This is a genomic window from Micromonospora sp. NPDC052213 (assembly GCF_040679695.1).
Classification (GTDB): domain Bacteria; phylum Actinomycetota; class Actinomycetes; order Mycobacteriales; family Micromonosporaceae; genus Micromonospora.
Window position 1 is genome coordinate 1 of record NZ_JBFAVI010000131.1, and the last position, 20,366, is coordinate 20,366.

The 20,366-nt window shown below is 75.1% G+C and carries 21 protein-coding genes; 8 read left to right on the forward strand and 13 right to left on the reverse strand.

Annotation, left to right across the window (positions count from 1 at the left end; translation table 11 throughout):
- Positions 1-66: 66 nt before the first annotated feature.
- Positions 67-1,119 (reverse strand): ribosome small subunit-dependent GTPase A, encoded by a 1,053-nt coding sequence (gene rsgA, locus AB0L34_RS25065; protein ID WP_363707085.1) that lies wholly within the window; start codon positions 1,117-1,119, stop codon positions 67-69.
- A gap of 173 nt (positions 1,120-1,292) precedes the next feature.
- On the opposite strand from rsgA, the gene AB0L34_RS25070 reads away from it, so the two are divergent.
- On the forward strand, positions 1,293-2,009 hold the full coding sequence (locus tag AB0L34_RS25070; RefSeq protein WP_350709176.1) for a maleylpyruvate isomerase family mycothiol-dependent enzyme: 717 nt from the start codon (positions 1,293-1,295) through the stop codon (positions 2,007-2,009).
- A 7-nt stretch (positions 2,010-2,016) separates the two neighbouring features.
- Positions 2,017-2,670, forward strand: a complete 654-nt coding sequence (locus AB0L34_RS25075) for an MBL fold metallo-hydrolase (protein WP_350709178.1) — start codon at positions 2,017-2,019, stop codon at positions 2,668-2,670.
- Positions 2,671-2,728: 58 nt separating this feature from the next.
- Here the strand turns inward: AB0L34_RS25075 and AB0L34_RS25080 are convergent, their stop codons facing one another.
- Complete coding sequence (locus tag AB0L34_RS25080) at positions 2,729-3,340, reverse strand: VTT domain-containing protein (RefSeq protein WP_363707087.1); 612 nt, start codon at positions 3,338-3,340, stop codon at positions 2,729-2,731.
- Between the two features lie 99 nt (positions 3,341-3,439).
- Positions 3,440-4,135, reverse strand: a complete 696-nt coding sequence (locus AB0L34_RS25085) for a 50S ribosomal protein L11 methyltransferase (protein WP_363707114.1) — start codon at positions 4,133-4,135, stop codon at positions 3,440-3,442.
- 173 nt (positions 4,136-4,308) lie between these two features.
- Here AB0L34_RS25085 and AB0L34_RS25090 point away from each other — a divergent pair, with 173 nt between their 5' ends.
- Positions 4,309-4,512 (forward strand): cold-shock protein, encoded by a 204-nt coding sequence (locus AB0L34_RS25090; RefSeq protein ID WP_007072071.1) that lies wholly within the window; start codon positions 4,309-4,311, stop codon positions 4,510-4,512.
- Positions 4,513-4,560: 48 nt separating this feature from the next.
- Here AB0L34_RS25090 and AB0L34_RS25095 read toward each other — a convergent pair whose 3' ends face one another.
- The 7 genes from AB0L34_RS25095 to AB0L34_RS25125 all read right to left on the reverse strand — a co-directional run bounded on the left by AB0L34_RS25095 (position 4,561) and on the right by AB0L34_RS25125 (position 9,835).
- Positions 4,561-4,845 carry a hypothetical protein gene (locus tag AB0L34_RS25095; protein WP_363707089.1) on the reverse strand — a complete coding sequence of 95 codons (285 nt, stop codon included), beginning with the start codon at positions 4,843-4,845 and terminating at the stop codon, positions 4,561-4,563.
- A complete protein-coding gene (locus AB0L34_RS25100; RefSeq protein ID WP_363707091.1) occupies positions 4,809-5,207 on the reverse strand; it encodes a hypothetical protein in 399 nt (132 codons plus the stop codon). Before AB0L34_RS25100 ends, AB0L34_RS25095 begins: the two co-directional genes overlap by 37 nt.
- Before the next feature lie 62 nt (positions 5,208-5,269).
- Positions 5,270-5,896: an MFS transporter gene (locus AB0L34_RS25105; protein ID WP_363707093.1), complete on the reverse strand. Its 627-nt coding sequence runs from the start codon at positions 5,894-5,896 to the stop codon at positions 5,270-5,272.
- Positions 5,893-6,468, reverse strand: a complete 576-nt coding sequence (locus AB0L34_RS25110) for a metalloregulator ArsR/SmtB family transcription factor (RefSeq protein WP_363707095.1) — start codon at positions 6,466-6,468, stop codon at positions 5,893-5,895. The genes AB0L34_RS25105 and AB0L34_RS25110 overlap by 4 nt, the downstream gene beginning before the upstream one ends.
- A gap of 125 nt (positions 6,469-6,593) precedes the next feature.
- Positions 6,594-7,460 (reverse strand): hypothetical protein, encoded by an 867-nt coding sequence (locus AB0L34_RS25115; protein WP_363707097.1) that lies wholly within the window; start codon positions 7,458-7,460, stop codon positions 6,594-6,596.
- Between the two features lie 148 nt (positions 7,461-7,608).
- Positions 7,609-9,315, reverse strand: a complete 1,707-nt coding sequence (locus AB0L34_RS25120; protein WP_363707116.1) for a CocE/NonD family hydrolase — start codon at positions 9,313-9,315, stop codon at positions 7,609-7,611.
- A 4-nt stretch (positions 9,316-9,319) separates the two neighbouring features.
- Positions 9,320-9,835: a MarR family transcriptional regulator gene (locus tag AB0L34_RS25125; RefSeq protein WP_363707118.1), complete on the reverse strand. Its 516-nt coding sequence runs from the start codon at positions 9,833-9,835 to the stop codon at positions 9,320-9,322.
- 166 nt (positions 9,836-10,001) lie between these two features.
- Between AB0L34_RS25125 and AB0L34_RS25130 the strand changes: the two genes are divergently transcribed.
- Positions 10,002-12,131, forward strand: coding sequence for an efflux RND transporter permease subunit (locus AB0L34_RS25130; RefSeq protein ID WP_363707098.1), 2,130 nt, complete (start codon positions 10,002-10,004; stop codon positions 12,129-12,131).
- A gap of 95 nt (positions 12,132-12,226) precedes the next feature.
- On the opposite strand, the gene AB0L34_RS25135 is transcribed toward AB0L34_RS25130, so the two are convergent.
- Complete coding sequence (locus AB0L34_RS25135; RefSeq protein WP_363707100.1) at positions 12,227-13,624, reverse strand: DedA family protein; 1,398 nt, start codon at positions 13,622-13,624, stop codon at positions 12,227-12,229.
- Positions 13,625-13,759: 135 nt separating this feature from the next.
- Between AB0L34_RS25135 and typA the strand changes: the two genes are divergently transcribed.
- A complete protein-coding gene (gene typA / locus AB0L34_RS25140) occupies positions 13,760-15,628 on the forward strand; it encodes a translational GTPase TypA (RefSeq protein WP_363707102.1) in 1,869 nt (622 codons plus the stop codon).
- Between the two features lie 73 nt (positions 15,629-15,701).
- Here the strand turns inward: typA and AB0L34_RS25145 are convergent, their stop codons facing one another.
- Positions 15,702-16,367: a methyltransferase domain-containing protein gene (locus AB0L34_RS25145; protein WP_363707104.1), complete on the reverse strand. Its 666-nt coding sequence runs from the start codon at positions 16,365-16,367 to the stop codon at positions 15,702-15,704.
- A 65-nt stretch (positions 16,368-16,432) separates the two neighbouring features.
- Between AB0L34_RS25145 and AB0L34_RS25150 the strand changes: the two genes are divergently transcribed.
- Positions 16,433-17,293 carry a serine hydrolase gene (locus tag AB0L34_RS25150; protein ID WP_363707106.1) on the forward strand — a complete coding sequence of 287 codons (861 nt, stop codon included), beginning with the start codon at positions 16,433-16,435 and terminating at the stop codon, positions 17,291-17,293.
- A 39-nt stretch (positions 17,294-17,332) separates the two neighbouring features.
- Here the strand turns inward: AB0L34_RS25150 and AB0L34_RS25155 are convergent, their stop codons facing one another.
- Positions 17,333-18,130 (reverse strand): tyrosine-protein phosphatase, encoded by a 798-nt coding sequence (locus tag AB0L34_RS25155; protein ID WP_363707108.1) that lies wholly within the window; start codon positions 18,128-18,130, stop codon positions 17,333-17,335.
- 125 nt (positions 18,131-18,255) lie between these two features.
- Between AB0L34_RS25155 and AB0L34_RS25160 the strand changes: the two genes are divergently transcribed.
- Both AB0L34_RS25160 and AB0L34_RS25165 read left to right on the forward strand, forming a co-directional pair.
- Positions 18,256-19,356, forward strand: a complete 1,101-nt coding sequence (locus tag AB0L34_RS25160) for a dipeptide epimerase (RefSeq protein ID WP_363707110.1) — start codon at positions 18,256-18,258, stop codon at positions 19,354-19,356.
- A 50-nt stretch (positions 19,357-19,406) separates the two neighbouring features.
- The gene (locus tag AB0L34_RS25165) at positions 19,407-20,324 is read left to right on the forward strand and encodes an NlpC/P60 family protein (protein WP_363707112.1); all 918 of its coding nucleotides are present in this window, start codon (positions 19,407-19,409) and stop codon (positions 20,322-20,324) included.
- Positions 20,325-20,366 lie beyond the last annotated feature (42 nt).

Sequence of the window (20,366 nt, forward strand, 5' to 3'; positions counted from 1 at the left end):
GAACGGGAGGCGGCCGACCTCAAGGAACGCTTCAACCGCGACTTCTGGGTTTCCGTGACGGCCCCGTCAGGGGCGGGCGGCCCGGCGGCGGGCGGAGCGCCAGCCGCCGCGCCGCTCGGCGGCCAGCCGCGCCTCGCGCCGCCGGCTCTCGTACGCCACCTCCCGCTGCAACCGGCGCCAGCTCTCCCAGCGCCGCGCCGGCAGCTCGCCGTTCTCCAGCGCCTCGCGCACCGCGCAGCCGGGCTCCCCGTCGTGCCCGCAGTCGGCGTACCGGCAGCCGGTGGCCAGCTCGGCGATGTCGGCGAACGCCCGGTCCAGCCCCGCCGAGCCGTCCAGCAGGCCCACGGCCCGCACCCCCGGGGTGTCCAGCACCGCCCCGCCACCGGGCACCGGGACCAGCGCCCGCCACGTGGTGGTGTGCCGGCCCTTGCCGTCGACGCGCCGGATCGCCTGGGTGGGCATCACCACGGCCCCGGCCAGCGCGTTGACCAGGCTCGACTTGCCGGCACCGGACGGGCCGAGCAGGCCGAGCGTGCGGCCGGGCGCCACCTCGGCGCGCAGCGGCTCCAGCCCGGTGCCGCGCTCGGCGCTGACGGCCAGCACCGGCACCCCGGGGGCGACGGCGGTGAGCTGGCGTGCCACCGCCTGCGGGTCGGCCGCCAAATCGGCCTTGGTGAGCACCACCAGCGGCCGGGCGCCCGACTCGTGCGCCAGGGACAGCAGCCGCTCGATCCGGCCGATGTCCGGCTCCGGGTGCACCGGCTCCACCACCGCGGCGGCGTCCAGGTTGGCGGCCAGCACCTGGCCGCTGGCGTCCTTGCCGGCGGTCCGCCGGATTAGGGCGGTGCGCCGCGGCAGCACCGCCTCCACGGTCACGTTGCGGTCCGGCCAGGTGCCCAGCAGCACCCAGTCGCCGGCGCAGGGCAGGCGGGTCAGGTCCCGGGCGGCGGCGGCCAGGACCGCCCCACCCAGGGTGGCGCGGACCGGGCCGTCCGCACAGAGCACGGTGCAGACGCCCCGGTCCACCCGGGCCACCCGGCCCGGGCGGTGGTCGTGGCGCCGTCGTACGAGTGCCGCCCGGTCGGCGTCCCAGCCGAGGGCGGTGATATCGATGGTCATGGCATTCCTTGTCGGTGTCGGAGCGGGTGGTGCACGCGTGCTGCGACCGGCAACGTCACCACCTCCTCCCCGACTTCCGGTGCCGCGTCCGACGCCGACGGTAGGGCGCGCGGCGACGCGCCGAAAGCGATTTCCCCGGCGACTCGGGGCGGCCCGACGGTTAGGGTCGGTACGTGACCACTGATCCACTCCTGCTGACCGGCGAGGTGGACGCGGCCACGGACCGCCTGCTGCGGACCGCGGCCACCTTCGACGGTGCGGACATCGCCGCCGCCTCCCTGCTGCCCGGCTGGACCCGCGGGCACGTGCTGGCACACCTGGCCCGCAACGCCGACGGCTTCGTCAACCTGTTCACCGCGGCCCGCACCGGCGAGCCCGTCCCGATGTACGCCTCCGCGACGGCCCGGGAGGCCGACATCGAGGCCGGCGCTCCCCGGCCGCCCGAGGCCCACCTCGACGACCTGCGCCGCTCGGCCGACCGGTTCGCCGAGGCGGTAGCGGCGATGCCCGTCGAGGCGTGGGCGGGCACGGTCCAGACCCGGCGCGGCCCGTGGCCGACGGCCATGCTGGTCTGGGGCCGGCTGCGCGAGATCGAGGTGCACCACGTGGACCTCGACGCCGGTTACCGGCCGGCCGACTGGCCCGAGTCGTTCGGCCACCGGCTGCTGCACGAGGTCGCCGGCGACCTCGCCGGCCGCGCCGACGTGCCGCCGATGGTGCTGCGCTTCGACGGCAGCCGGCACGAGCTCGTCGTCGGCGACCGCTCGGCCGCGCCCACGGTCGCCGGCTCCGCCCCGGAACTCGCCGCCTGGCTGATCGGCCGCAGCCCCGGCACCGTGCTGGCCGTCACTCCTGACGGTCCCCTGCCGCAACCACCGGAATGGATATAGCCAGACCATGACCTACAGCGGAGACGTCACGCCCGGCGGTGCGCCGGCCGTACGCGAGCTCGACGCGCTCACCATCACCAAGGTGTCGGTGGGCCCGATGGACAACAACGCCTACCTGCTGCGCTGCCGGGCCACCGGCGAGCAGGTGCTGATCGACGCGGCGAACGAGGCCCCGCGCCTGCTCGACCTGGTCGGCGACGCGGGGCTGGGCACCGTGGTCACCACCCACCAGCACATGGATCACTGGGTGGCGCTGGAGGAGGTGGTCGCCAAGACGGGCGCCCGCCCGCTGGTGCACGCCGACGACGCGGCGGGGCTGCCGATCGAGGCGGAGACGCTGGCCGACGGCGACACCGTGCCGGTGGGCGACTGCGCGTTGGAGGTCATCCACATCAAGGGGCACACCCCCGGCTCGATCGCGCTGCTCTACCGCGACCCGGCCGGGACGCCACACCTGTTCACCGGCGACAGCCTCTTTCCCGGCGGCGTCGGCAACACCGACAAGGACCCGGAGCGGTTCGCCGCGCTGATCGACGACGTGGAGCACAAGCTGTTCGACCGGTTGCCCGACGACACCTGGTTCTATCCCGGCCACGGCAAGGACAGCACGCTCGGCGCGGAGCGCCCGGCGCTGCCCCAGTGGCGCGCCCGGGGCTGGTGAGCACCGGCGGGGCCGGGCACGTCGCGCGCCCGGCCCCGCTCCCCCCGTTGGGCGGCGGTCAGCCCCCGGTGACCACCCGCAGCCGGCGCCGCGTGCCCATCAGCACCACCCCCGCCAGCAGCAGCCCGACCGCCATGGTGACCAGCATCGGGCTGGACTCCCCGGGCAGCAGCCCGGCCAACGACCGCGAGGCGGTCCCCAGCACCAGGTAGAGCCCGGCCCACGCCGCCGCGCCGACCGTCGCGCAGCCCAGGAAGCGCCGGTACGACATCCGCAGCCCGCCCGCCGCCAGCGGCAGCAGCGCGTTGAACACCGGCAGGAAGGGCGCGATCAGCACCATCCGGCCGCCCCCGCGCCGCAGGATCCCCTCCGCCGCCACCCAGCGCTCCTCGCCGATCCACCCGCCGATCCGGCTGCGGCGCAGCCGGTCCCCGTACCGGCGGCCGGCGAGGAAGCTCAGCGACCACCCGGAAAGGCAGCCCGCCACCACGACGGCGAAGGTGGCGACGCCGGTGACCGGGCCGCCGACCCCCATGGCGGCCAGGATCGCCACGTCCCCCGGGACCAGCACGCCGAGCAGCGGTACGGCGTCGAAGAGCATCACCACCCCTAGCACCCCCATGAGCAGGGTGGTGGGAAGCTCTCCGACCTGGGCCAGCCAATCCGCCATGCCCCGTACGTTATGACCGCCCGGCCACCCCGGGCATCGGGTCCGATCCCCCACCGCCCCCTGGTATCCGGGTCGGGGTCGACCCTGAGGAGCCCGGGGTCACCGGGGGCGCAGCACCTGGACCCGCCGGACGGGTGTGTCGACGGCGGGCTCGGTGGTCGGCAGGACGTAACTCGTCACGGCCGCCAGCACGTCCGGCGGCAGGTGCCCCCGCCCGGGTTCGCCGACGAGCACGTCGGCGCCGGTGGCGGCGGCCCGGCGCAGGAAGGGCAGCACCCGCGCCGTCATCGCCTCGTCGTAGAGCACGTCCCCGGCCACCAGCAGGTCCACCTCGGACGGATCGGAGTCGAGCAGGTCGCCGTCGGTGGCCGCGACCGTCACCCGGTTGGCGCGGGCGTTGACGGTCACCGCCGCGACCGCGTACGGGTCGATGTCGTTGGCGACCACGTGGTCGGCGCCGGCGAGCGCGGCGGCGATCGCCACCAGGCCGGACCCGGCGGCCAGGTCGAGCACCCGCCGCCCGGCCGCGAGGTCGGGGTGGTCGAGCAGGTGACGGGCGAGGGCCTGCCCGCCGGCCCAGACGGAGGCCCAGTACGGCGGCGGCAGGGCGCGCCCGGCGTGGGCCTCCATCCGGGCCCACCACACGATGGCGTCCTCGGCCAGGTGCAGCCGCACCTCGGGCACGAACGGCGCCCGCACCAGCCGGAGCCGGTCCAGGCCGCCGCCCGGAACGTCGATCTCGCGCTCCAGTTCGGTCAGCGCGACGGCTGCGGCACCTCTCACCGGCGCAAGCATGCCCCAGCGGGCCGGTCGCCGCGCGGCTTTCGCCCACTGGCCCCCAGAGTTCACCACGCCGCCTACGGCACTTCGGCCAGCAGATCGGCGTTCGGCCGGTTACTGTCGGGGTGGTACCGGGCGATCATCGGTCGAGCACCGATGGTCACCCGCTTGGGAACAGGGAGAGATGCATGGCAACCGGCACGGTTAAGTGGTTCAACTCGGAAAAGGGCTTCGGCTTCATCGAGCAGGACGGCGGAGGACCGGACGTCTTCGTCCACTACTCGGCCATCGCGACGAGCGGTTACCGGGAGCTGAACGAGGGCCAGAAGGTCGAGTTCGAGGTGACCCAGGGGCAGAAGGGTCCGCAGGCGGACAACGTCCGCCCGATGTAGATCCGTGCCGGTGGCGGCGGCCGGGTGCCGGCCGCCGCCGCAGCGCGTTCAGGGCACCTCCGGCGCGGCGGGCAGGTCCCGGCGCCGCCGCAGCGGCCCGACCAGCAGGATCACCGGGGTGAGCGCCAGCCAGCCGGTCGTCAGCGCGATCGCGGTGCCGGTCCCGTACGCCGCGCCGATCGCCCCGGCCAGCAGCGCGGCCAGTGGGATCGTGCCGTAGTTCAGCATCTGCATGCTCACCGTGACGCGGCCGAGCAGGTGGTGCGGGGTGTAGGTCTGCCGGAAGCTGCCCTTGATCACGTTGCCCACCGCCACCCCGAGGCTGAGCAGCATGCCGCCGACCGCCGGCAGCCCAGCGCGCGCCCTGGGCCGGCGAGCGGGATCAGCAGCGCCGGTGGCCCGCTGATCGCCCCCGCCAGCAGCAGGGCCCGGGCGGTGCCGAGGCGCCAGCCGATCCTGGTGGCCAGCAGCGCGCCGACGATGCCGCCGAGACTCATCACCGCAACCAGCCCGCCGACCAACGCGGGCGCGAGGCGCGCCTCCCGGACGAGGAAGACCACCAGGACGGCCTGGTAGCCGACCAGCCCGACGTTGCTGGCCGCGCCGAAGACGGTGAGCGCCCGCAGGTAGGGGTCCCGGGCGACGAACCGGATCCCCTCCCCGATCTCGCGTCGCAGCGACCGGGACCGCCGCACGCGCCCGGGAGGCTCTTCGACGGTGCGGATGCGCAGCAGGCAGACGGCGGAGAACAGGAAGCTCAGCGCGTCGAGCAGCAGCGCCGTGACCGCGCCGGCGAGCTGCGCGACCCCGCCGGCGAGCCGGGGCCGAGCACGTAGCTCGCGGTCTGGGTGGCCTGGAGCTTGGCGTTGCCCTCCGGCACCTGCTCGGGGCGCAGCAGCACGGGCAGGTAGACCTGGTCGGCGGTCTCGAAGAAGACCCGGGCCAGGCCGGCGCCCAGCGCGACCACCAACAGCTGCCCGATGGTCAGCACGCCGAGCAGGGCGGCGACCGGGACGCTGAGGAACAGCGCCGCGCAGACCAGGTCGCAGGCGATCATCAGGGGCCGGCGCGGCAGCCGGTCCACCCAGGCGCCGACCGGCAGGCCGACGAGCAGCCAGGGCAGCCAGGAGGCGGCGGTGAGCACCGCGACGCCGAAGGCGCCGGCGTCGAGCACGGTGACCGCGACCAGGGGCAGCGCCACGGTGGTGACGTTGCTGCCGACGGCGCTGGCCGTCTGCCCGGCCCAGAGCAGCCGGAAGTCCCGGTGCCGCAGCAGGCCGCCGCGTCGTACCCCCGGGTCGCCCGCCGGGCGCGGCGCGGGCGCCGGCGGGGTCTCGCCGGCGGCGGGGGTACGGGGCGGCGCGGCGCCGACGGCCCGCGTCACGGCGTGGCCGGAATGCCGTAGGCGAAGAGGAAGACCGGCTCGCGTTTCCGCCCGTCGTCGGGCACCTTCCGGTCGGCCCACCGGGCGAGCAGGTCGTTCACCTCGCGCCCCAGCTCGGCGAGTTCCTCGTCGGTCAGGTGCAGCCAGCGGTCGGTGGAGAACGGCCCCGAGGGCCAGGCGGCCTGGCTGGCCTCGTCGGTGGCGTGCCAGGCGCGGGCGAGGGCGACGTGCCGGTCCAGGTTGAGCGAGGTGGCGGCGTCGGCGACCGCCCGGGCGGCGGGGTCGGCGTCGAAGTCCGACTGGGACCAGCGCACGCCCCGGCTGACCAGGCGCCACCAGCGTTCGCGGCGGTCGCGGGCCAGCTCGGGCGCCTCCTCGAGCAGCTCGGCGCCGGCCAGCACCCTGAGGTGGTGGCTGACGTTCGCCGGGGCCTGGTCGGTCCGCTCGGCGAGCTGGCCGACGGTCGACGGGCCGTGCACCTTGAGCACGTCCATCAACCGGCGCCGCAGCGGGTGGGACAGCGCGGCGAGGACCCGCGAGTCGGTGACCTGGCGCACCTCAGGGTTCGTCATGCCGCCACTCTGGCATCAGCAACGACAGTTGCGCAAGAACCATTGCGCAACTGTCGTTGCCGGTTCCGTCCCGGCAGGCGTTCGACACCCCGCTCGCGCTGTCCCGAAAGTCGGTCGCCGGCGGGTCAGGCGGCCAGCCGGCGGCCCAGCTCGTCGGCGACCTGCGCGGCCATGGTGGCGGGGATCGCCGCGGCGATCTTCTCGGGGGTGAGGGTGGCGAGCACGCCCGCCACGATCGCCTGCTCGTCGGTGAAGTCCTTGCCGGACAGCGCGGTGAGCTGCGCGACGAGCGCGTCGAGCCGCTGCATCGTGTAGTCCAGCTTCGCCACGATGCTGTTGCTGGCCTTCTCGGGGCCGCCCGCGTCGGGGTCGACGCTGCGCCCCATGCTCGACCCGCCGTAGAACATGCCGGCGTAAATGCTGTTGATCTGGCTCTCGGCCTGTGCGCTCATGTCGTCCTCCAGAAGTCCGATGGCGGTCAGGTAGCGGCGGAACAGCGGGGTCTGGTCGCGTCCCGCCTTGATCGAGTCGCGGAAGAAACTGAAGTGGGTGTGCCACAGGTGCGAGTCGTCCCCGCTCGTTCGCTTGCGCAGGCGGTCCCACCGTCGGACGACCCTGCCGTCCGGGGAGTAGATGATCTCCCTGATGTCCCGGCTGTCCGGGGTGTTGGCGACGCACTGCGCCACGCACCAGCTGGAGAAGGTGCGCAGGTCGTGCGTACGGCCACCGGAGCGGACCTCGAAGAGGCCGACGTCGAGCGCCGCCGCGTCGAGGGTCAGGCCGGCGGAGTCCCGAGGCGACTCGACGACGGAGTAGTCCCTGGTCACCACCCGGTCGGAGCCGCAGTGGTAGCCGCCCCGGTGGGCGGGGTCGCCGACGATGCCGACCTCGGCGGGTTCGAGGTCCTGGCTGCGGCTGGTGTCGGGGTCGAGGTCGAGGTGGTCGAGCAGCAGACGGCGGACGGTCAACAGGTTCTCCGGTGCCCGCGTCATGGGATTCCCCCTTGCGGATGGTCAGGGGCCGGGCACGACGGTGACACCGCGTAGGCGGTGTGGGGGCCACACGCGCGGGCCCGGCCGAGTGGTGCACAGCGCCGGGCGTTGACCCAACCATAACGCCGCCGATGAATGAATGCCCAGCTCAGGAGGGGTTTTTTCGACTGGGAGAAAGCTGTGCGACGGGTGCCGTGATCGGCAGCACCACTGCGGACGGTCGCTGCGGGTCGTGCAGGATCTCGCGCCATCCGGCACGGAGGGTGACCGCAGCACCGAGGGCTTCGCCGGTGCCGGGATTGCGCGCGTAGCGCGGATGGGCGCCGCCGGAGACCTGGACCCGCAGCCGGTGCCCGGGCGCGAACCGGTGTGCCGTGGGCCAGAGCTCCACCGGCACGCGCACCACGCCGGCCGCATCGGTGGGGTACCGGCCGGGCGCGACGCGGACCAGCCCGTCGCAGACGTTCCAGGACCGGCCGCGCCGGTCCACGTCGCACAGTCGCACGAAGACGTCCAGGTGGGACAGTTCGCTGCGGAGGTGGATCTCGGCGCGCACCGGGCCGATCACCTCGACGGGCGCGTCGAGCGGGGCGCTGGTGAAGGTCAGCACGTCGGGTCGGGCCTCGACCGGGCGGTTGTCCACCGGCCCGGCACGCTGGGCGACGAGCAGCGGCCCGCCGAGCGAGGGCGTCGGGTCGGCCGGGTCGTAGCGGAAACGATCCGGCGCCGACGGGACCGGCGCCGCGGTGCCCAGCCGGCCGTCCGGGTGCAGGTGCCACCGGATCGGCGCGGCCGGCGGGGGCCAGTCCGGCAGGTCGCGCCAGCCGCCACCGGCCCCGCCGACGTGCACCCGGACCGGGGCCGCCCGGCCGGCGGCGGTGCCCCGCCGCTCCGCCCGGTGTGGCGGGCGGCCGGCGACGTGCTCGTCGAGCCAGTCCAGCCCCTCGCGCAGGGCGGCGACGAACAGCCCCGGGCTGCCGTGGGTCCACGGCCCGATGGTCAGCCGGGGGTGGGCACCGGCCGCGCGCAGCGCCGCGAAGTCGCGCAGCTGCGCCGGCAGGAAGATGTCGTGCCAGCCGGTCACCATCGCCACCGGGGCGCGGACCTCGGCGATCCGATCGCCGAAGACACGGTCGCGCCAGTAGCCGGCGTCCGGGGTGTGGTGGCGCAGCCACTCCTGGAAGAACGGCACCGTCACGCCGGTGGCCACGCGGTCCGCCTCCACCAGCGGCAGGTGCGCCAGCGCCGCGGTGAGCCGGGGCTGGCCGCGCTTGAGCTCCCACTGCCGGGCCAGCCACGGCACGGTCTGCGCCTGGAGCAGCTCCGCCCAGGTGAGGACCGTGTCCAGGGCGAAGGACTCCCCGGCGTACGTCGAGTCGCGGGTGCCCGAGGCGGTCACCACCGCGACCATCGCCCGCAGCTCCTGTCCCGCGTCGGCGGCCAGGGCCCACTGCACGAAGCCCTGGTAGCTCGCGCCGAACATGCCGAACGCGCCGGACCACCAGGACTGGCGGCGTAGCCAGTCGAGGGTGTCCAGGCCGTCGTCGCGTTCGTGCACCAGCGGGTCGAAGGTGCCGCCCGAGCCGAACGTGCCGCGGCAGGACTGGATCACCACGTGGAAGCCGCGCTCGGCGGCCAGCCGGCCGAGCAGCCGCATCGGCCCGCCCCGCCCGTAGGGGGTGCGGATCAGCACGGTGGGCGCGCCGGGCAGGTCCGGGGCGTAGTGGTCGGTGCGCAGCGGCACACCGTCGCGGACCCGCACCGCGATGCCGCGGGTGACGGTGACCCGCCGGGTGCGCGCGGGCGGCAGCCGCAGCGCGGCGGCGGCGAGCCGGACGGCCGGCCGGTCGAGCACGACGTCAGCCCTTCGCACGCCGGGGCGGCTCGTCGCGGGCGGCCCGGACGGTGTCGCGGTGCTCCCGCATCGAGGCGGTCATCGCGGCCATGAACCGGTGCACGACCTCCAGCTCGTCGTCGCCGAAGCCGGCCATCACCTCGTCGGTGCGCCGGCCCAGCGGGCGGAAGAAGTCCGTCGCCAGCGCCGCGCCCCGCTCGGCGTAGTGCAGGAAGACCTTGCGCCGGTCGGTGGTGTCGCGGTCGCGGCGGATGTGCCCGGCGCGCTCCAGCCGGTCGATCAGCGCGGTGACGGATCCGGAGGAGAGGCCGAGCTGCTCGCCGAGGCGCCCCGGGGTGATCGGCTGGCCGGCCAGCTCGGCGTCCATCACCGCGATCAGCGCCTGCAGGTCGGTGGCGCCCAGCCCGTGCAGGTTGGCGAAGGCATGCCCGACGTGCTGCGCGTCGACGGAGTAGCGGCGCAGCTCGGCCGCGATCTCGGCGACCAGCTTCTCGCGGCGGGTGTCTCGCCGCCGGTACATGCCGTGGCCTGTCACGTCCGCCGCTTCCTTCCGCCGCCGCTGCGGTTGCAGCATAACTCAGCGGCCGATAATCTCGATCATCGAGATACTCGGCGGTCGGCATACTTCCGATGGCGGCGAGGTCTTGCGTTCAAGCAGTCCCGCCGAGAGACCGTGAGGGCATCCGATGTCTGTGTTCACCCACGTGGCCCGCGGACGACTGGCCGCGTGGCTCACCGTGGTCGCCGCGATCGTCCTCGGCACGGCCGTCTTCGGGCTGCCCACGCCCGACAACCCGGCTCCCGTCTCGGCCACCGGCCTGTCCGTCGAGTGGCAGTCGACCCAGGTGGAGCGACTCCAGGACCAGTTGCCCTCCCACGACGTCCAGCCGGCGATCGTCGTGGTCAGCCGCGCCGACGGCGGGCCGCTCACCGAAGCCGACCGCGCGACGCTCACCGGGCAGTCCGGCGACCTCGGCCGGTTCGCCGCCGGCGGCCGCGTCAGCCCACCGCAGGTCTCCCCCGACGGCACCGTCGCGCTCGTCGCCGTGCCGCTGCCCACCGGCGGCGGGCAGGAGGAGGTCGCCGGCCGGGTAGACGAGCTCCGCGCCTCCCTGGACGACGTGCCCGAGACGCTCACCGTCGAGGTGACCGGCGGGCCCGCGTTCACCACCGACCTGACCAAGGTCTTCGACGGCGCCGACACCACGCTGCTCGTCGTCACCGCCTGCGTCGTCGCGCTGCTGCTGCTGATCACCTACCGCAGCCCGTTCCTGTGGATCGTGCCGCTCGTCGTCGTCGCGGCGACCGAGCAGCTCACGCTGCGCGCCCTCGACACGATCGTCCCGGCGGTCGGCATCAACCTGCCCGGCGGCGCCGTCACCGGCATCGCCAGCGTCCTGGTCTTCGGCGCCGCCACCGACTACGCGCTGCTGCTCATCGCCCGCTACCGGGAGGAGCTGCGCCGCGAGGAGGACCGCTTCGTGGCGATGCGCGCCGCGCTGCGCCGCACCGCCGAGCCCATCCTCGCCAGCGGCGTCACCGTCGTGCTCGGCGTGCTCACCCTGCTGCTGTCCGAGCAGGAGCTGAACCGGGCCCTCGCCGTGGCCTGCGCGACGGGCGTCGTCCTCGCCATGCTCTCCGCGCTGTTCGTCCTGCCCGCCGCACTGGTGATCTTCGGCCGCGGCCTGTTCTGGCCGTTCGTGCCCCGGGTCGGCGGCGCGGTCCGCGAGGGCCGGCTGTGGGGCCGGCTCGGCGCCGCCGTCGAACGCCGTCCGGTGCCGGTCGCCGTGCTCGCGACGCTGCTGCTCGCGGGGCTCGCCCTCGGCGGGCTCGGCATCCGCACCGGCCTGTCCGAGACCGAGCAGTTCCGGGTCAAGCCCGAGGCGGTGGCCGGCGCGGAGACCCTCGCCCGCGCCTTCCCCGCCGGGACGACCCAGCCGGTCGCGGTCCTGACCACCCCCTCGGCGGTACGGGCCGTCACGGACGCCGCCGCGGCCGTGCCCGGCGTCGCCTCGGCGCGGCCCGGCGAGGCGGGCGCGCGGGTGGCCCAGGTCGACGTCGTGCTCGACGCGGAGCCCGGCACCGCCGCCTCCGACCGCGCCGTCGAGGCGCTGCGCGACGCGGTCGCCGCCGTGCCCGGCTCCGCCCCGCCCGCGGTCGAGGGCGCCGCCGCGTTCGACGGGGCCGTCGTGGGCGGCCCGGTCGCCGCGACCTACGACTCGGGCGAGGCCGACGGCAGGGACCTGCGGCTCATCCTGCCGGTCATCCTGCTGCTCGTCGGCGCCGTGCTCGTGCTGCTCCTGCGCGGCCTGATCGCGCCGGTGCTGCTCGTGCTCACCGTGATCGCGTCGTTCTTCGCCAGCATCGGCGCGTCGTGGCTGATCTTCGACCACGTGCTCGGGTTCCCCGCGCTGGACAGCGGCGTGCTCCTGCTCGCCTTCGTGTTCCTGGTGGCGCTGGGCGTCGACTACAACATCTTCCTCGTCACCCGGGCCCGCGAGGACGCGCGGCGCACCGGCACCCGGGACGGCATGCTGTCGGCCCTGCGGGTCACCGGCGGCGTCATCACGAGCGCCGGCATCCTGCTCGCGGCGGTCTTCGCCGTGCTGGGCGTCCTGCCGTTGATCCTGTTGACCCAGATCGGGATCATCGTCTGCATCGGCGTCCTGCTGGACACCCTGCTCGTCCGGACGGTCCTGGTGCCGGCGCTGGCGTTCGCGCTCGGCGACCGCTTCTGGTGGCCGGGCCGGATCGCCCCCGAGCCCGCCACGGCCGGTGCCCCGGCCCACCCGCAGCCCGCGGCGGCCCGGGACTGACCGACGCGATCCGGGGGCGTGGCGCGACCTGGCCCGCCGGGTCGGGGTCACCCACTCGGCGACGTCACGACCCCTGCAGGGGCCACGGACCCGGGTCAGGCGTCGGCGCGCACCGCCGCCGGTTCCGGTTCCGCCGCGGCGTCGCCCACCGCCCGGTCGCGGGTGGCCCAGGCCACCACGAACAACACCGTCCACGCCACCCCGAGCAGCACCGCCGTGGCGCTGCCGCTGGCGGTGCTCCACCCCAGGTAGAGGCGGGCGCCGACGATGCCGACCGTCCCGGCCGCCGCGCCGGTCCAGGCGGCCACCGCCACCGGCCAGCGCGCCCCGCGCGACAGCAGCCAGGCGAGGGTGCAGAGGCTGGCCGCCACCACGGCGTTCTGCGTCGGGAACAGGGCGGGGTCCCGGCCCCCCGGGCCGCCGGTGGCCGGCCCCGTCAGGTCGACCACCATTGCGAGCACCACCAGCGGCACGAACGCCCCCACCGTGCCGACCACGCTGAGCAGGTCGGCCCGCCAGGGCCGGTTGCGCCAGGCCAGCACCGCGGCCACGACGGCCACCAGCACGATCAACGCCGACCCGCGCAGCGCCGAGACGACCGCCAGCGTGACGTCGACCGCCCCCGGCGTACGCCGGTCGGCGAACCAGTCGGCGATGGCCCCGTCGATCACCGCCAGCCCGCTGTGCCGGACCACCGCCCCCAGCACCCAGGCGATGGCGAACCCCGCCACGAAGAGCAGCAACAGCCCGCCGACCAGGTTGATCAGCAGCGTCCAGGCCGGCCCGACGTGCATGGCGAGCAGGAAGAACAGCACGCCGTAGCGGCCGCTGAGCCAGCGCACCGGCCGCAGCCCGGCGGCCCGGGACGCGAGCGCCCGCGCCGGGTCCGGGTTGCGGCCCAGCCACCGCCCCGCCAGCACCACCGCGACCAGCGCGGCCACCAGCACCAGCACGGCGCCGGTGGCCCGCCCCAGCAGCCGGGAGACCGTCTCGTACGACTCGCCGGCCAGGTTGCCGGCCAGCACCGAACCGCCCACCCAGGTCACCACGCCGGCGAGGTTCCACGGCGCGAACCGCCGGTACGGCATCCCCGCCGCGCCGGCCAGCCGGGGCACCAGGGTGCGGGCGAAGGCCACCCAGCGGGCGGTCAGCACGCCACGCCCGCCCAGCCGGCCCAGCATCGCGTCCGCCCGACCCCACCGCTCGTGGCCCACCCGGGCCCCGAGCCGGCCGGCCCGCAGCCGGGGCCCGTACCGCCGGCCGGCACGGAACGCGAGTGTGTCCCCGATCACGGCTGCAAGGATCATCACCAGCAGGGCCGGCGCGAGCCGCAGCGTCCCCGCGTACGCTAGGAAACCGACCAGCAACAGGGTCGCCTCGCCCGGCACCAGCAGACCGAAGATCACGGCGGTCTCCCCCGCGACGATCATCGCGGCGATCACATAGATCAGCAGGGGCGGCAGGCCCTGCAGCCAGGTCAGCAGGTCGTGCATCGGGCCCCCATTCCCACGGGGGTCAGCATGCCAGGCGCTGAAACGGTCGGAACATCAGTTTCGGCAGAGATCCGGGCCATCTGGGGGGAGACCCCGACGCGTGCCCCGGCAACCGCAGACAGGAGTATGAAGCGTATGCAGCTTCGCACCGACCTCCGCAACGTCGCCATCATCGCCCACGTCGACCACGGCAAGACGACCCTGGTCGACGCCATGTTGCGGCAGGCCGGCGCCTACGGCGCCCGCGGCGAGGTAACCGAGCGGGTCATGGACTCGATGGACCTCGAACGGGAAAAGGGCATCACCATCCTGGCCAAGAACACCGGCGTGCGGTACCTGCCGGCGGACGGCTCCGACCCGGTGACCATCAACATCATCGACACCCCCGGCCACGCCGACTTCGGCGGCGAGGTGGAGCGCGGCCTGACCATGGTCGACGGGGTGGTGCTGCTGGTGGACGCCAGCGAAGGCCCCCTGCCGCAGACCCGGTTCGTGCTCCGCAAGGCACTCAAGGCCCGCATGCCGATCATCCTCGTGATCAACAAGGTGGACCGCCCCGACGCCCGCATCAAGGAGGTCGTGGACGACACCTACGAACTCTTCCTCGACCTGGACGCCGACGAGGAGCAGATCGACTTCCCGATCGTCTACGCCTGCGCCCGCGACGGCATCGCCTCGCTGACCCAGCCCGCCGACGGCGCGGTCCCGGACGACAGCCACAACCTCGAGCCGCTGTTCCGCACCCTGCTCGACACCATCCCGCCGCCCGCGTACGAGGAGGACGCGCCGCTGCAGGCGCACGTCACGAACCTCGACGCGTCCCCGTTCCTCGGCCGCCTGGCGCTGTGCCGGGTCCGGCAGGGCACCATCCGCAAGGGCGAGACCGTGGCCTGGTGCCGCACCGACGGCAGCACCCAGCGGGTCCGCATCTCCGAACTGCTGATGACCGAGGGCCTGGAGCGCAAGCCCGCCGACTCGGCCGGCCCGGGCGACATCATCGCGGTCGCCGGCATCCCCGAGATCATGATCGGCGAGACCCTGGCCGACGCGGAGAACCCGCAGCCCCTGCCGCTGATCACCGTCGACGAGCCGGCCATCTCGATGACCATCGGCACCAACACCTCGCCGCTGGTCGGCCGGGTCAAGGGCGCCAAGGTCACCGCCCGCATGGTCAAGGACCGGCTCGACAAGGAGCTGATCGGCAACGTGTCGCTGCGGGTGCTGCCCACCGAGCGCCCGGACGCCTGGGAGGTGCAGGGCCGCGGCGAGCTGGCCCTGGCCATCCTGGTCGAGCAGATGCGCCGCGAGTCCTACGAGCTGACCGTGGGCAAGCCGCAGGTCGTCACCAGGGAGATCGACGGGAAGACCTGCGAGCCGGTCGAGCGGCTCACCATCGACGCCCCCGAGGAGTACCTCGGCGCGATCACCCAGCTCCTCGCGACCCGCAAGGGCCGGATGGAGCAGCTGGTCAACCACGGCACCGGCTGGATCCGGATGGAGTGGCTGGTCCCGGCCCGCGGCCTGATCGGCTTCCGCACCGAGTTCCTCACCGAGACCCGGGGCACCGGCATCCTGCACCACGTGTTCGAGTCGTACGAGCCGTGGGTCGGCGAGCTGCGCACCCGCAACAACGGCTCGCTGGTCGCCGACCGCTCGGGCGCGGTCACCGCGTTCGCGATGACCAACCTCCAGGAGCGCGGCCAGCTCTTCGTCGAGCCCGGCACCGAGGTGTACGAGGGCATGATCGTCGGGGAGAACTCCCGCTCCGACGACATGGACGTCAACATCACCAAGGAGAAGAAGCTGACCAACATGCGCTCCTCCACGGCCGACGAGACCGAGAAGCTGATCCCGCCGCGCAAGCTGTCGCTGGAGCAGGCCCTCGAATTCTGCCGCGAGGACGAGTGCGTCGAGGTCACCCCGGCCGCCGTCCGGATCCGCAAGGTGGTGCTCGACCAGACCGCCCGCGGCCGGGCCGCCGCCCGCCGCAAGCACGCCGGCTGACGTACGACCGCAGCCGTCCCGGAGCCCGGACCGCCCCGCGCGGTCCGGGCTCCGCCCGTTCACGACGCCCGGGTCAGGCGGGGCGGGTGGCGAGGAAGGCGAAGAGGTCGGGCACCGGGCCGGGGCCGGACTCGGCCGTGCGGACCAGGGTCAGGCCGGCGTCGGTGACCGCGTTGAGCAGGTCGGCCAGCGGGACGTGCCACGCGCCCACACGCACCCGCACCCCGTGCGGCGTCCACGCCCGGAAGCTGCGCTCCCGGTCGGCGTAGCCGCCGTCGACCACGATCCGCTCCGCGTCGGACCGGTCGGCGAACGCGCCGACGAAACACGGGTGCACTCCGACGTGGACGAACCGCCCGCCGGGCGCGAGCACCCGGGCCGCCTCGGCGAGCACCGCCGCGTAGTCGGGCACGTCGGTGTGGGCCAGCACGCACGCCACCGCCGGCACCGAGCCGTCGGCGACCGGCAGCGCCGCCGCGTCGGCGCGGGCCACCGGCAGGCGCGGCCGGGCGTGCCGCAACTGCCCGCCCGACAGGTCGACCCCCACCGGGTGCCACCCCAGCCGGCGCAGCTCCGCCGCCTGCAGGCCGGTGCCGCAGCACAGGTCGAGGCAGCGGCCGGCGCCGGCGCCGAGCAGGTCGCGCAACCGGCCGCGGACCCGGGTCATGTAGTCGCTGGACGTGTCGGCGGCGAACGCCTCGTACCAGTCGGCGTGCGCGTCGTAGGCGGCAACCGTCATCCCCGCACCGTACGACCGATCGCCCCGTCCCGCCGCCCCGCCGGTGATCCGCTACGGTCAGCCGCATGACCTGGGACGAGCTCGACGCCCACCTGGACGGGGTGCCCGGCACCGTGTCGGCGTACGTGGGGCGGCCCGGCGCCGACCCCGCCTGGACCCGGCACGCCGACGCCACCCACTACGCGGCCAGCACCATGAAGGCGGCGGTGCTCGTCGCGCTGCACCGGGCCGCCGAGTCCGGCGCCCTCGACCTGGACACCCCGGTGCCGGTGCGCAACGAGTTCGACTCGGCGCTGCCCGGCGCGCCACGGTTCCGCTGCGCCCGCCACTACGACAACGACGAGGCCGTCTGGGAGCGGGTCGGCGACAGCGCGCCGCTGCGCTGGCTCGCCCACCGGATGATCGTCCGCTCCAGCAACCTCGCCACCAACATCGTCATCGGCCACGTCGGCCTGCCGGCGGTGGCGGAGGTCTGGGCGCTTGCCGGGGCCCGGCACAGCGTCACCGGGCGGGGCATCGAGGACTTCGCGGCCCGCGAGGCGGGCATCACCAACCTGGTCACCGCCGCCGACCTGGCCGCCCTGCTCGGCGCGCTGGCCACCGGGGCGCACACCCCGGGCCCGCTCGCCTCGCCGGCCGGCTGCGCCGCCATGCTCGACGTGCTGTTCGCCCAGGAGCACCGCGAGGACCTCGCCGCCGGGCTGCCCGAGGGCACCCGCATCGCGCACAAGAACGGCTGGGTGCACGGCGTGCGGCACGGCGCCGGGGTGGTCTTCCCCGACGACGCGCCGGCGTACGCGGTCGTCGCCTGCACCACCACCGATCTCGCCGACGGCGGCCCCGACGGCGACGAGGCGGAGGACGACGCCTGCCGGCTGATCGCCGGGATCTCCGCCGCCGCCTGGGCCGCCCGACACGACCTGTGACGGCCGGTCGGCCCGCCGGGGCGGACGCCGCGCGGTGCGTCACTCCAGCAGGTGCGCCCGCAGCGCCGCCACGACGTCGTCGGTGATCCCCAGCCCGTCGCGCAGGTACGCCCCGAACGAGCCGTGCACCCGGCGCACCTCCCCGTACGCGGCGTCGAGGTACTCCTCGCGCACCTCCAGCACCGGCCGCACCGCCCCGACGTCCAGCCCCGGCTGCCGCCGGCGCATCGCCTCCAGGAGGACCTCCCGCAGGCTCTCGGTCAGCGCGTTGTTCGCCAGGTAGTCCGCCCGGATCGCGGCCTCGTCCACCCCGAGCGCGCTGAGCAGCAGCACCGTCAACCAGCCGGTGCGGTCCTTGCCGGCCGAACAGTGGTAGACCAGCGGCAGGTTCCGCGCCTCCGCGGCCAGGCGCACCGCCGCGCCGAAGCTCTCCCGCGCCGAGGCCCCCGTGACGAACCAGCGGTAGATCGCCGCCATCGCCGCCGGGGTGCCCTGCTCGGCCAGGGCCGCGTACGCGCCCAGGTCGTGCCCGAGCAGCACCGCCGAGACGTAGGTGAAGACGGGGTGTTCGGCGTCGTGCACCGGCAGGTGCACCACGGTCGGCTCACCCGGCAGCCGGTCCGGCGGGGCGACCACGATCTCCGAGCGGTCCCGCAGGTCGACCACGCAGGCCGGGCCGAGCTTCGCCAGCACCGGCAGGTCCTCGTCGGCCAGCCGACCCAGCGCCGGGGTGCGGATCAGCACGCCCGGCCGCACCCGCCGGCCGTCCACGCCGACCAGCCCGCCGAGGTCCCGGGCGTTCGGCGCGCCCACCAGATCCCAGCCCCGTCCGCTCATGCCGGCACTCCGCTCCGCTCCGTACCGACATGAGGCACCACCGCACCACGCCCCATGATTCGCTCGCTCCGCTCACTCATGCCGGCCTCCCCTTCGCCCGTGCGTGTCCGTATAGGGTGCCGGACATGACGATCGCCGCGGTGCGCACCCACCGGCTCTCCGCTCCCCTGCACACCCCGTTCGTCACCGCGCTGCGCCGCACCACCACCGTGGAGACCCTGGTGGTGGAGGTCGTCGACACCGACGGCCGCTCCGGCTACGGCGAGGCGCCACAGGTGTGGCAGGTGACCGGGGCATCGGTGGCCGGCTCCGAGGCGTGCGTCCGCGACCTGCTCGGCCCGGCGCTCACCGGGCGGGACGCCGACGACCTGGTGGCCCGCTGCACCGAGGTGCAACGGGCGGTCGCCGGCAACGAGGCGGCGAAGGCGGCCGTCGACGTCGCCCTGCACGACCTGGCGGCTCGGCGGCTCGGCGTACCGCTGGTGCGGCTGCTCGGCGGCACGGCCCTGCGGGTCCCCACGGACGTCACGCTCGCCGCCGGCGACGCGGTGGACCTCGCGGCGGCGGCCCGGCAGCGGCAGGCGGAGGGCTTCGGCGTGCTCAAGATGAAGGTGGGCACCGACGCGGCCGGCGACCTGGAGCGGGTCCGCGCCGTGCGGGCGGCCGTCGGCCCGGACGTGCGGATCCGGCTCGACGCCAACCAGGGCTGGACCCCGCGCGAGGCGGTCCGGGTGATCCGCGGCGTCGAGGACGCGGGGCTGGACGTGGAACTGGTCGAGCAGCCGGTCCCGCGCTGGGACCTCGACGGGCTGGCCTGGGTCAGCGACCGGGTGGACGTGCCGGTCCTCGCCGACGAGTCCGTCTTCGGCGTCCGCGACCTGGTCGAGGTCATCCGCCGCCGGGCCGCCGACATGGTCAACGTCAAGCTCGCCAAGTGCGGCGGCCTGCACCCCGCCCGGACCCTGCTCGACCTGGCCGCCGCGCACGGCCTCGGCACCGTCGTCGGGTCGATGATGGAGAGCCAGGTGGGCATCGGCGCCGCCGCCAGCCTGGTCGCCGCCTACGGCACCACGGCCGTCGCCGACCTGGACGCCGCGTGGTGGCTGGCCCGGTCGCCGGTGCGCGACGGCCTCCGGTACGACGGCGCGACCGTCGTGCTGCCGGACGCGCCGGGGCTCGGCGTGACCTCCGTGACTGAAGCAAAGATGCAGACTCGTGATTGCTGACTGGCGGAAACTTTCATAGGGTCGCGGGAACGACCGAGCTGGGGGTGGACGTGGAGCTGCAACCGGGCCGGGAGGCCGTGGTCCGGGTCGCCGTCGCGACCCTCTGGACCTCTCCCGAGGCGGTACGACCCGTCGACGGTCCCGCCCTGGCCGCGCGCACCGACATCGCGGCCTGGATCTCCGGGTTGGACACCGACCAGCAGGTCGGCGACTGCGTGCTGAGCCAACTGCTGCTCGGAGAGCGGGTGCTCGTCACCGACGTGCGGCCGGACGGCTGGGCGCACGTGGTGGCCGTCGAGCAGTCGGCCCCGGGGCTGCACCCGCGCGGCTACCCCGGCTGGCTCCCCGCCGAGCAGCTCGCCCCGGGCGCGGGCCCCGCCGACGCCGAGTCGCTCGTGGTCGACGCCACCGTCACCGCCCTGCGCACCGCCCCGGGCGGGGCCGAGGTCGTGCCCGGAGTGGTCCTCGGCACCCGGCTGGCCCCGGCCGGCCCGGCGGTCGACGGCTGGCGCCCCGTGCACGCGCCCGGTCACGCCGACCCGCTCTGGCTGCCCGCCGCCCACGCCGTGCCGGTGCCCACCACGCCCCCGTCGGCCGGGGAGGTGCTGGCCGTCGCCCAACGGCTGGTCGACGTCGTCTACATCTGGGGCGGCGTGTCCGCGTACGGCATCGACTGCTCCGGCCTGGTCCACCTGGCCTGGCGGCGGCTCGGCGTGCTGCTGCCGCGCGACGCCGACGACCAGGCCGCGGCGACCACGCCGGTGCCGCTGGGCACGGAGCGCCCCGGCGACCTCTACTTCTTCGCCCGGCCCGGCCGGAAGATCCACCACATCGGCATCGTCACCGCCGACCCGCGTCCCGGCGACGACCGGCGGATGCTGCACGCCTGCTACCTGCGGCGCCGGGTGCTGGAGGAGCGGCTGCCGGCCGAACGCACCGCCACCCTGGTCGGCGCGCACCGGGTCTGACCCGCGTACGGCACGAGGGGGCGCTCCCGGTCCGGGAGCGCC

What these genes read in the sequence shown, in the direction of transcription:
- AB0L34_RS25145 (WP_363707104.1), bottom strand. Translation starts at nt 16,367, where the DNA reads ATGACGGTTGCCGCCTACGACGCGCACGCCGACTGGTACGAGGCGTTC.
- AB0L34_RS25150 (WP_363707106.1), top strand. Translation starts at nt 16,433, where the DNA reads ATGACCTGGGACGAGCTCGACGCCCACCTGGACGGGGTGCCCGGCACC.
- AB0L34_RS25115 (WP_363707097.1), bottom strand. Translation starts at nt 7,460, where the DNA reads ATGACGCGGGCACCGGAGAACCTGTTGACCGTCCGCCGTCTGCTGCTC.
- rsgA (WP_363707085.1), bottom strand. Translation starts at nt 1,119, where the DNA reads ATGACCATCGATATCACCGCCCTCGGCTGGGACGCCGACCGGGCGGCA.
- AB0L34_RS25130 (WP_363707098.1), top strand. Translation starts at nt 10,002, where the DNA reads ATGTCTGTGTTCACCCACGTGGCCCGCGGACGACTGGCCGCGTGGCTC.
- typA (WP_363707102.1), top strand. Translation starts at nt 13,760, where the DNA reads ATGCAGCTTCGCACCGACCTCCGCAACGTCGCCATCATCGCCCACGTC.
- AB0L34_RS25135 (WP_363707100.1), bottom strand. Translation starts at nt 13,624, where the DNA reads ATGCACGACCTGCTGACCTGGCTGCAGGGCCTGCCGCCCCTGCTGATC.
- AB0L34_RS25095 (WP_363707089.1), bottom strand. Translation starts at nt 4,845, where the DNA reads ATGCTGCTCAGCCTCGGGGTGGCGGTGGGCAACGTGATCAAGGGCAGC.
- AB0L34_RS25080 (WP_363707087.1), bottom strand. Translation starts at nt 3,340, where the DNA reads ATGGCGGATTGGCTGGCCCAGGTCGGAGAGCTTCCCACCACCCTGCTC.
- AB0L34_RS25090 (WP_007072071.1), top strand. Translation starts at nt 4,309, where the DNA reads ATGGCAACCGGCACGGTTAAGTGGTTCAACTCGGAAAAGGGCTTCGGC.
- AB0L34_RS25075 (WP_350709178.1), top strand. Translation starts at nt 2,017, where the DNA reads ATGACCTACAGCGGAGACGTCACGCCCGGCGGTGCGCCGGCCGTACGC.
- AB0L34_RS25085 (WP_363707114.1), bottom strand. Translation starts at nt 4,135, where the DNA reads ATGCTTGCGCCGGTGAGAGGTGCCGCAGCCGTCGCGCTGACCGAACTG.
- AB0L34_RS25160 (WP_363707110.1), top strand. Translation starts at nt 18,256, where the DNA reads ATGACGATCGCCGCGGTGCGCACCCACCGGCTCTCCGCTCCCCTGCAC.
- AB0L34_RS25155 (WP_363707108.1), bottom strand. Translation starts at nt 18,130, where the DNA reads ATGAGCGGACGGGGCTGGGATCTGGTGGGCGCGCCGAACGCCCGGGAC.
- AB0L34_RS25110 (WP_363707095.1), bottom strand. Translation starts at nt 6,468, where the DNA reads ATGACGAACCCTGAGGTGCGCCAGGTCACCGACTCGCGGGTCCTCGCC.
- AB0L34_RS25125 (WP_363707118.1), bottom strand. Translation starts at nt 9,835, where the DNA reads ATGTACCGGCGGCGAGACACCCGCCGCGAGAAGCTGGTCGCCGAGATC.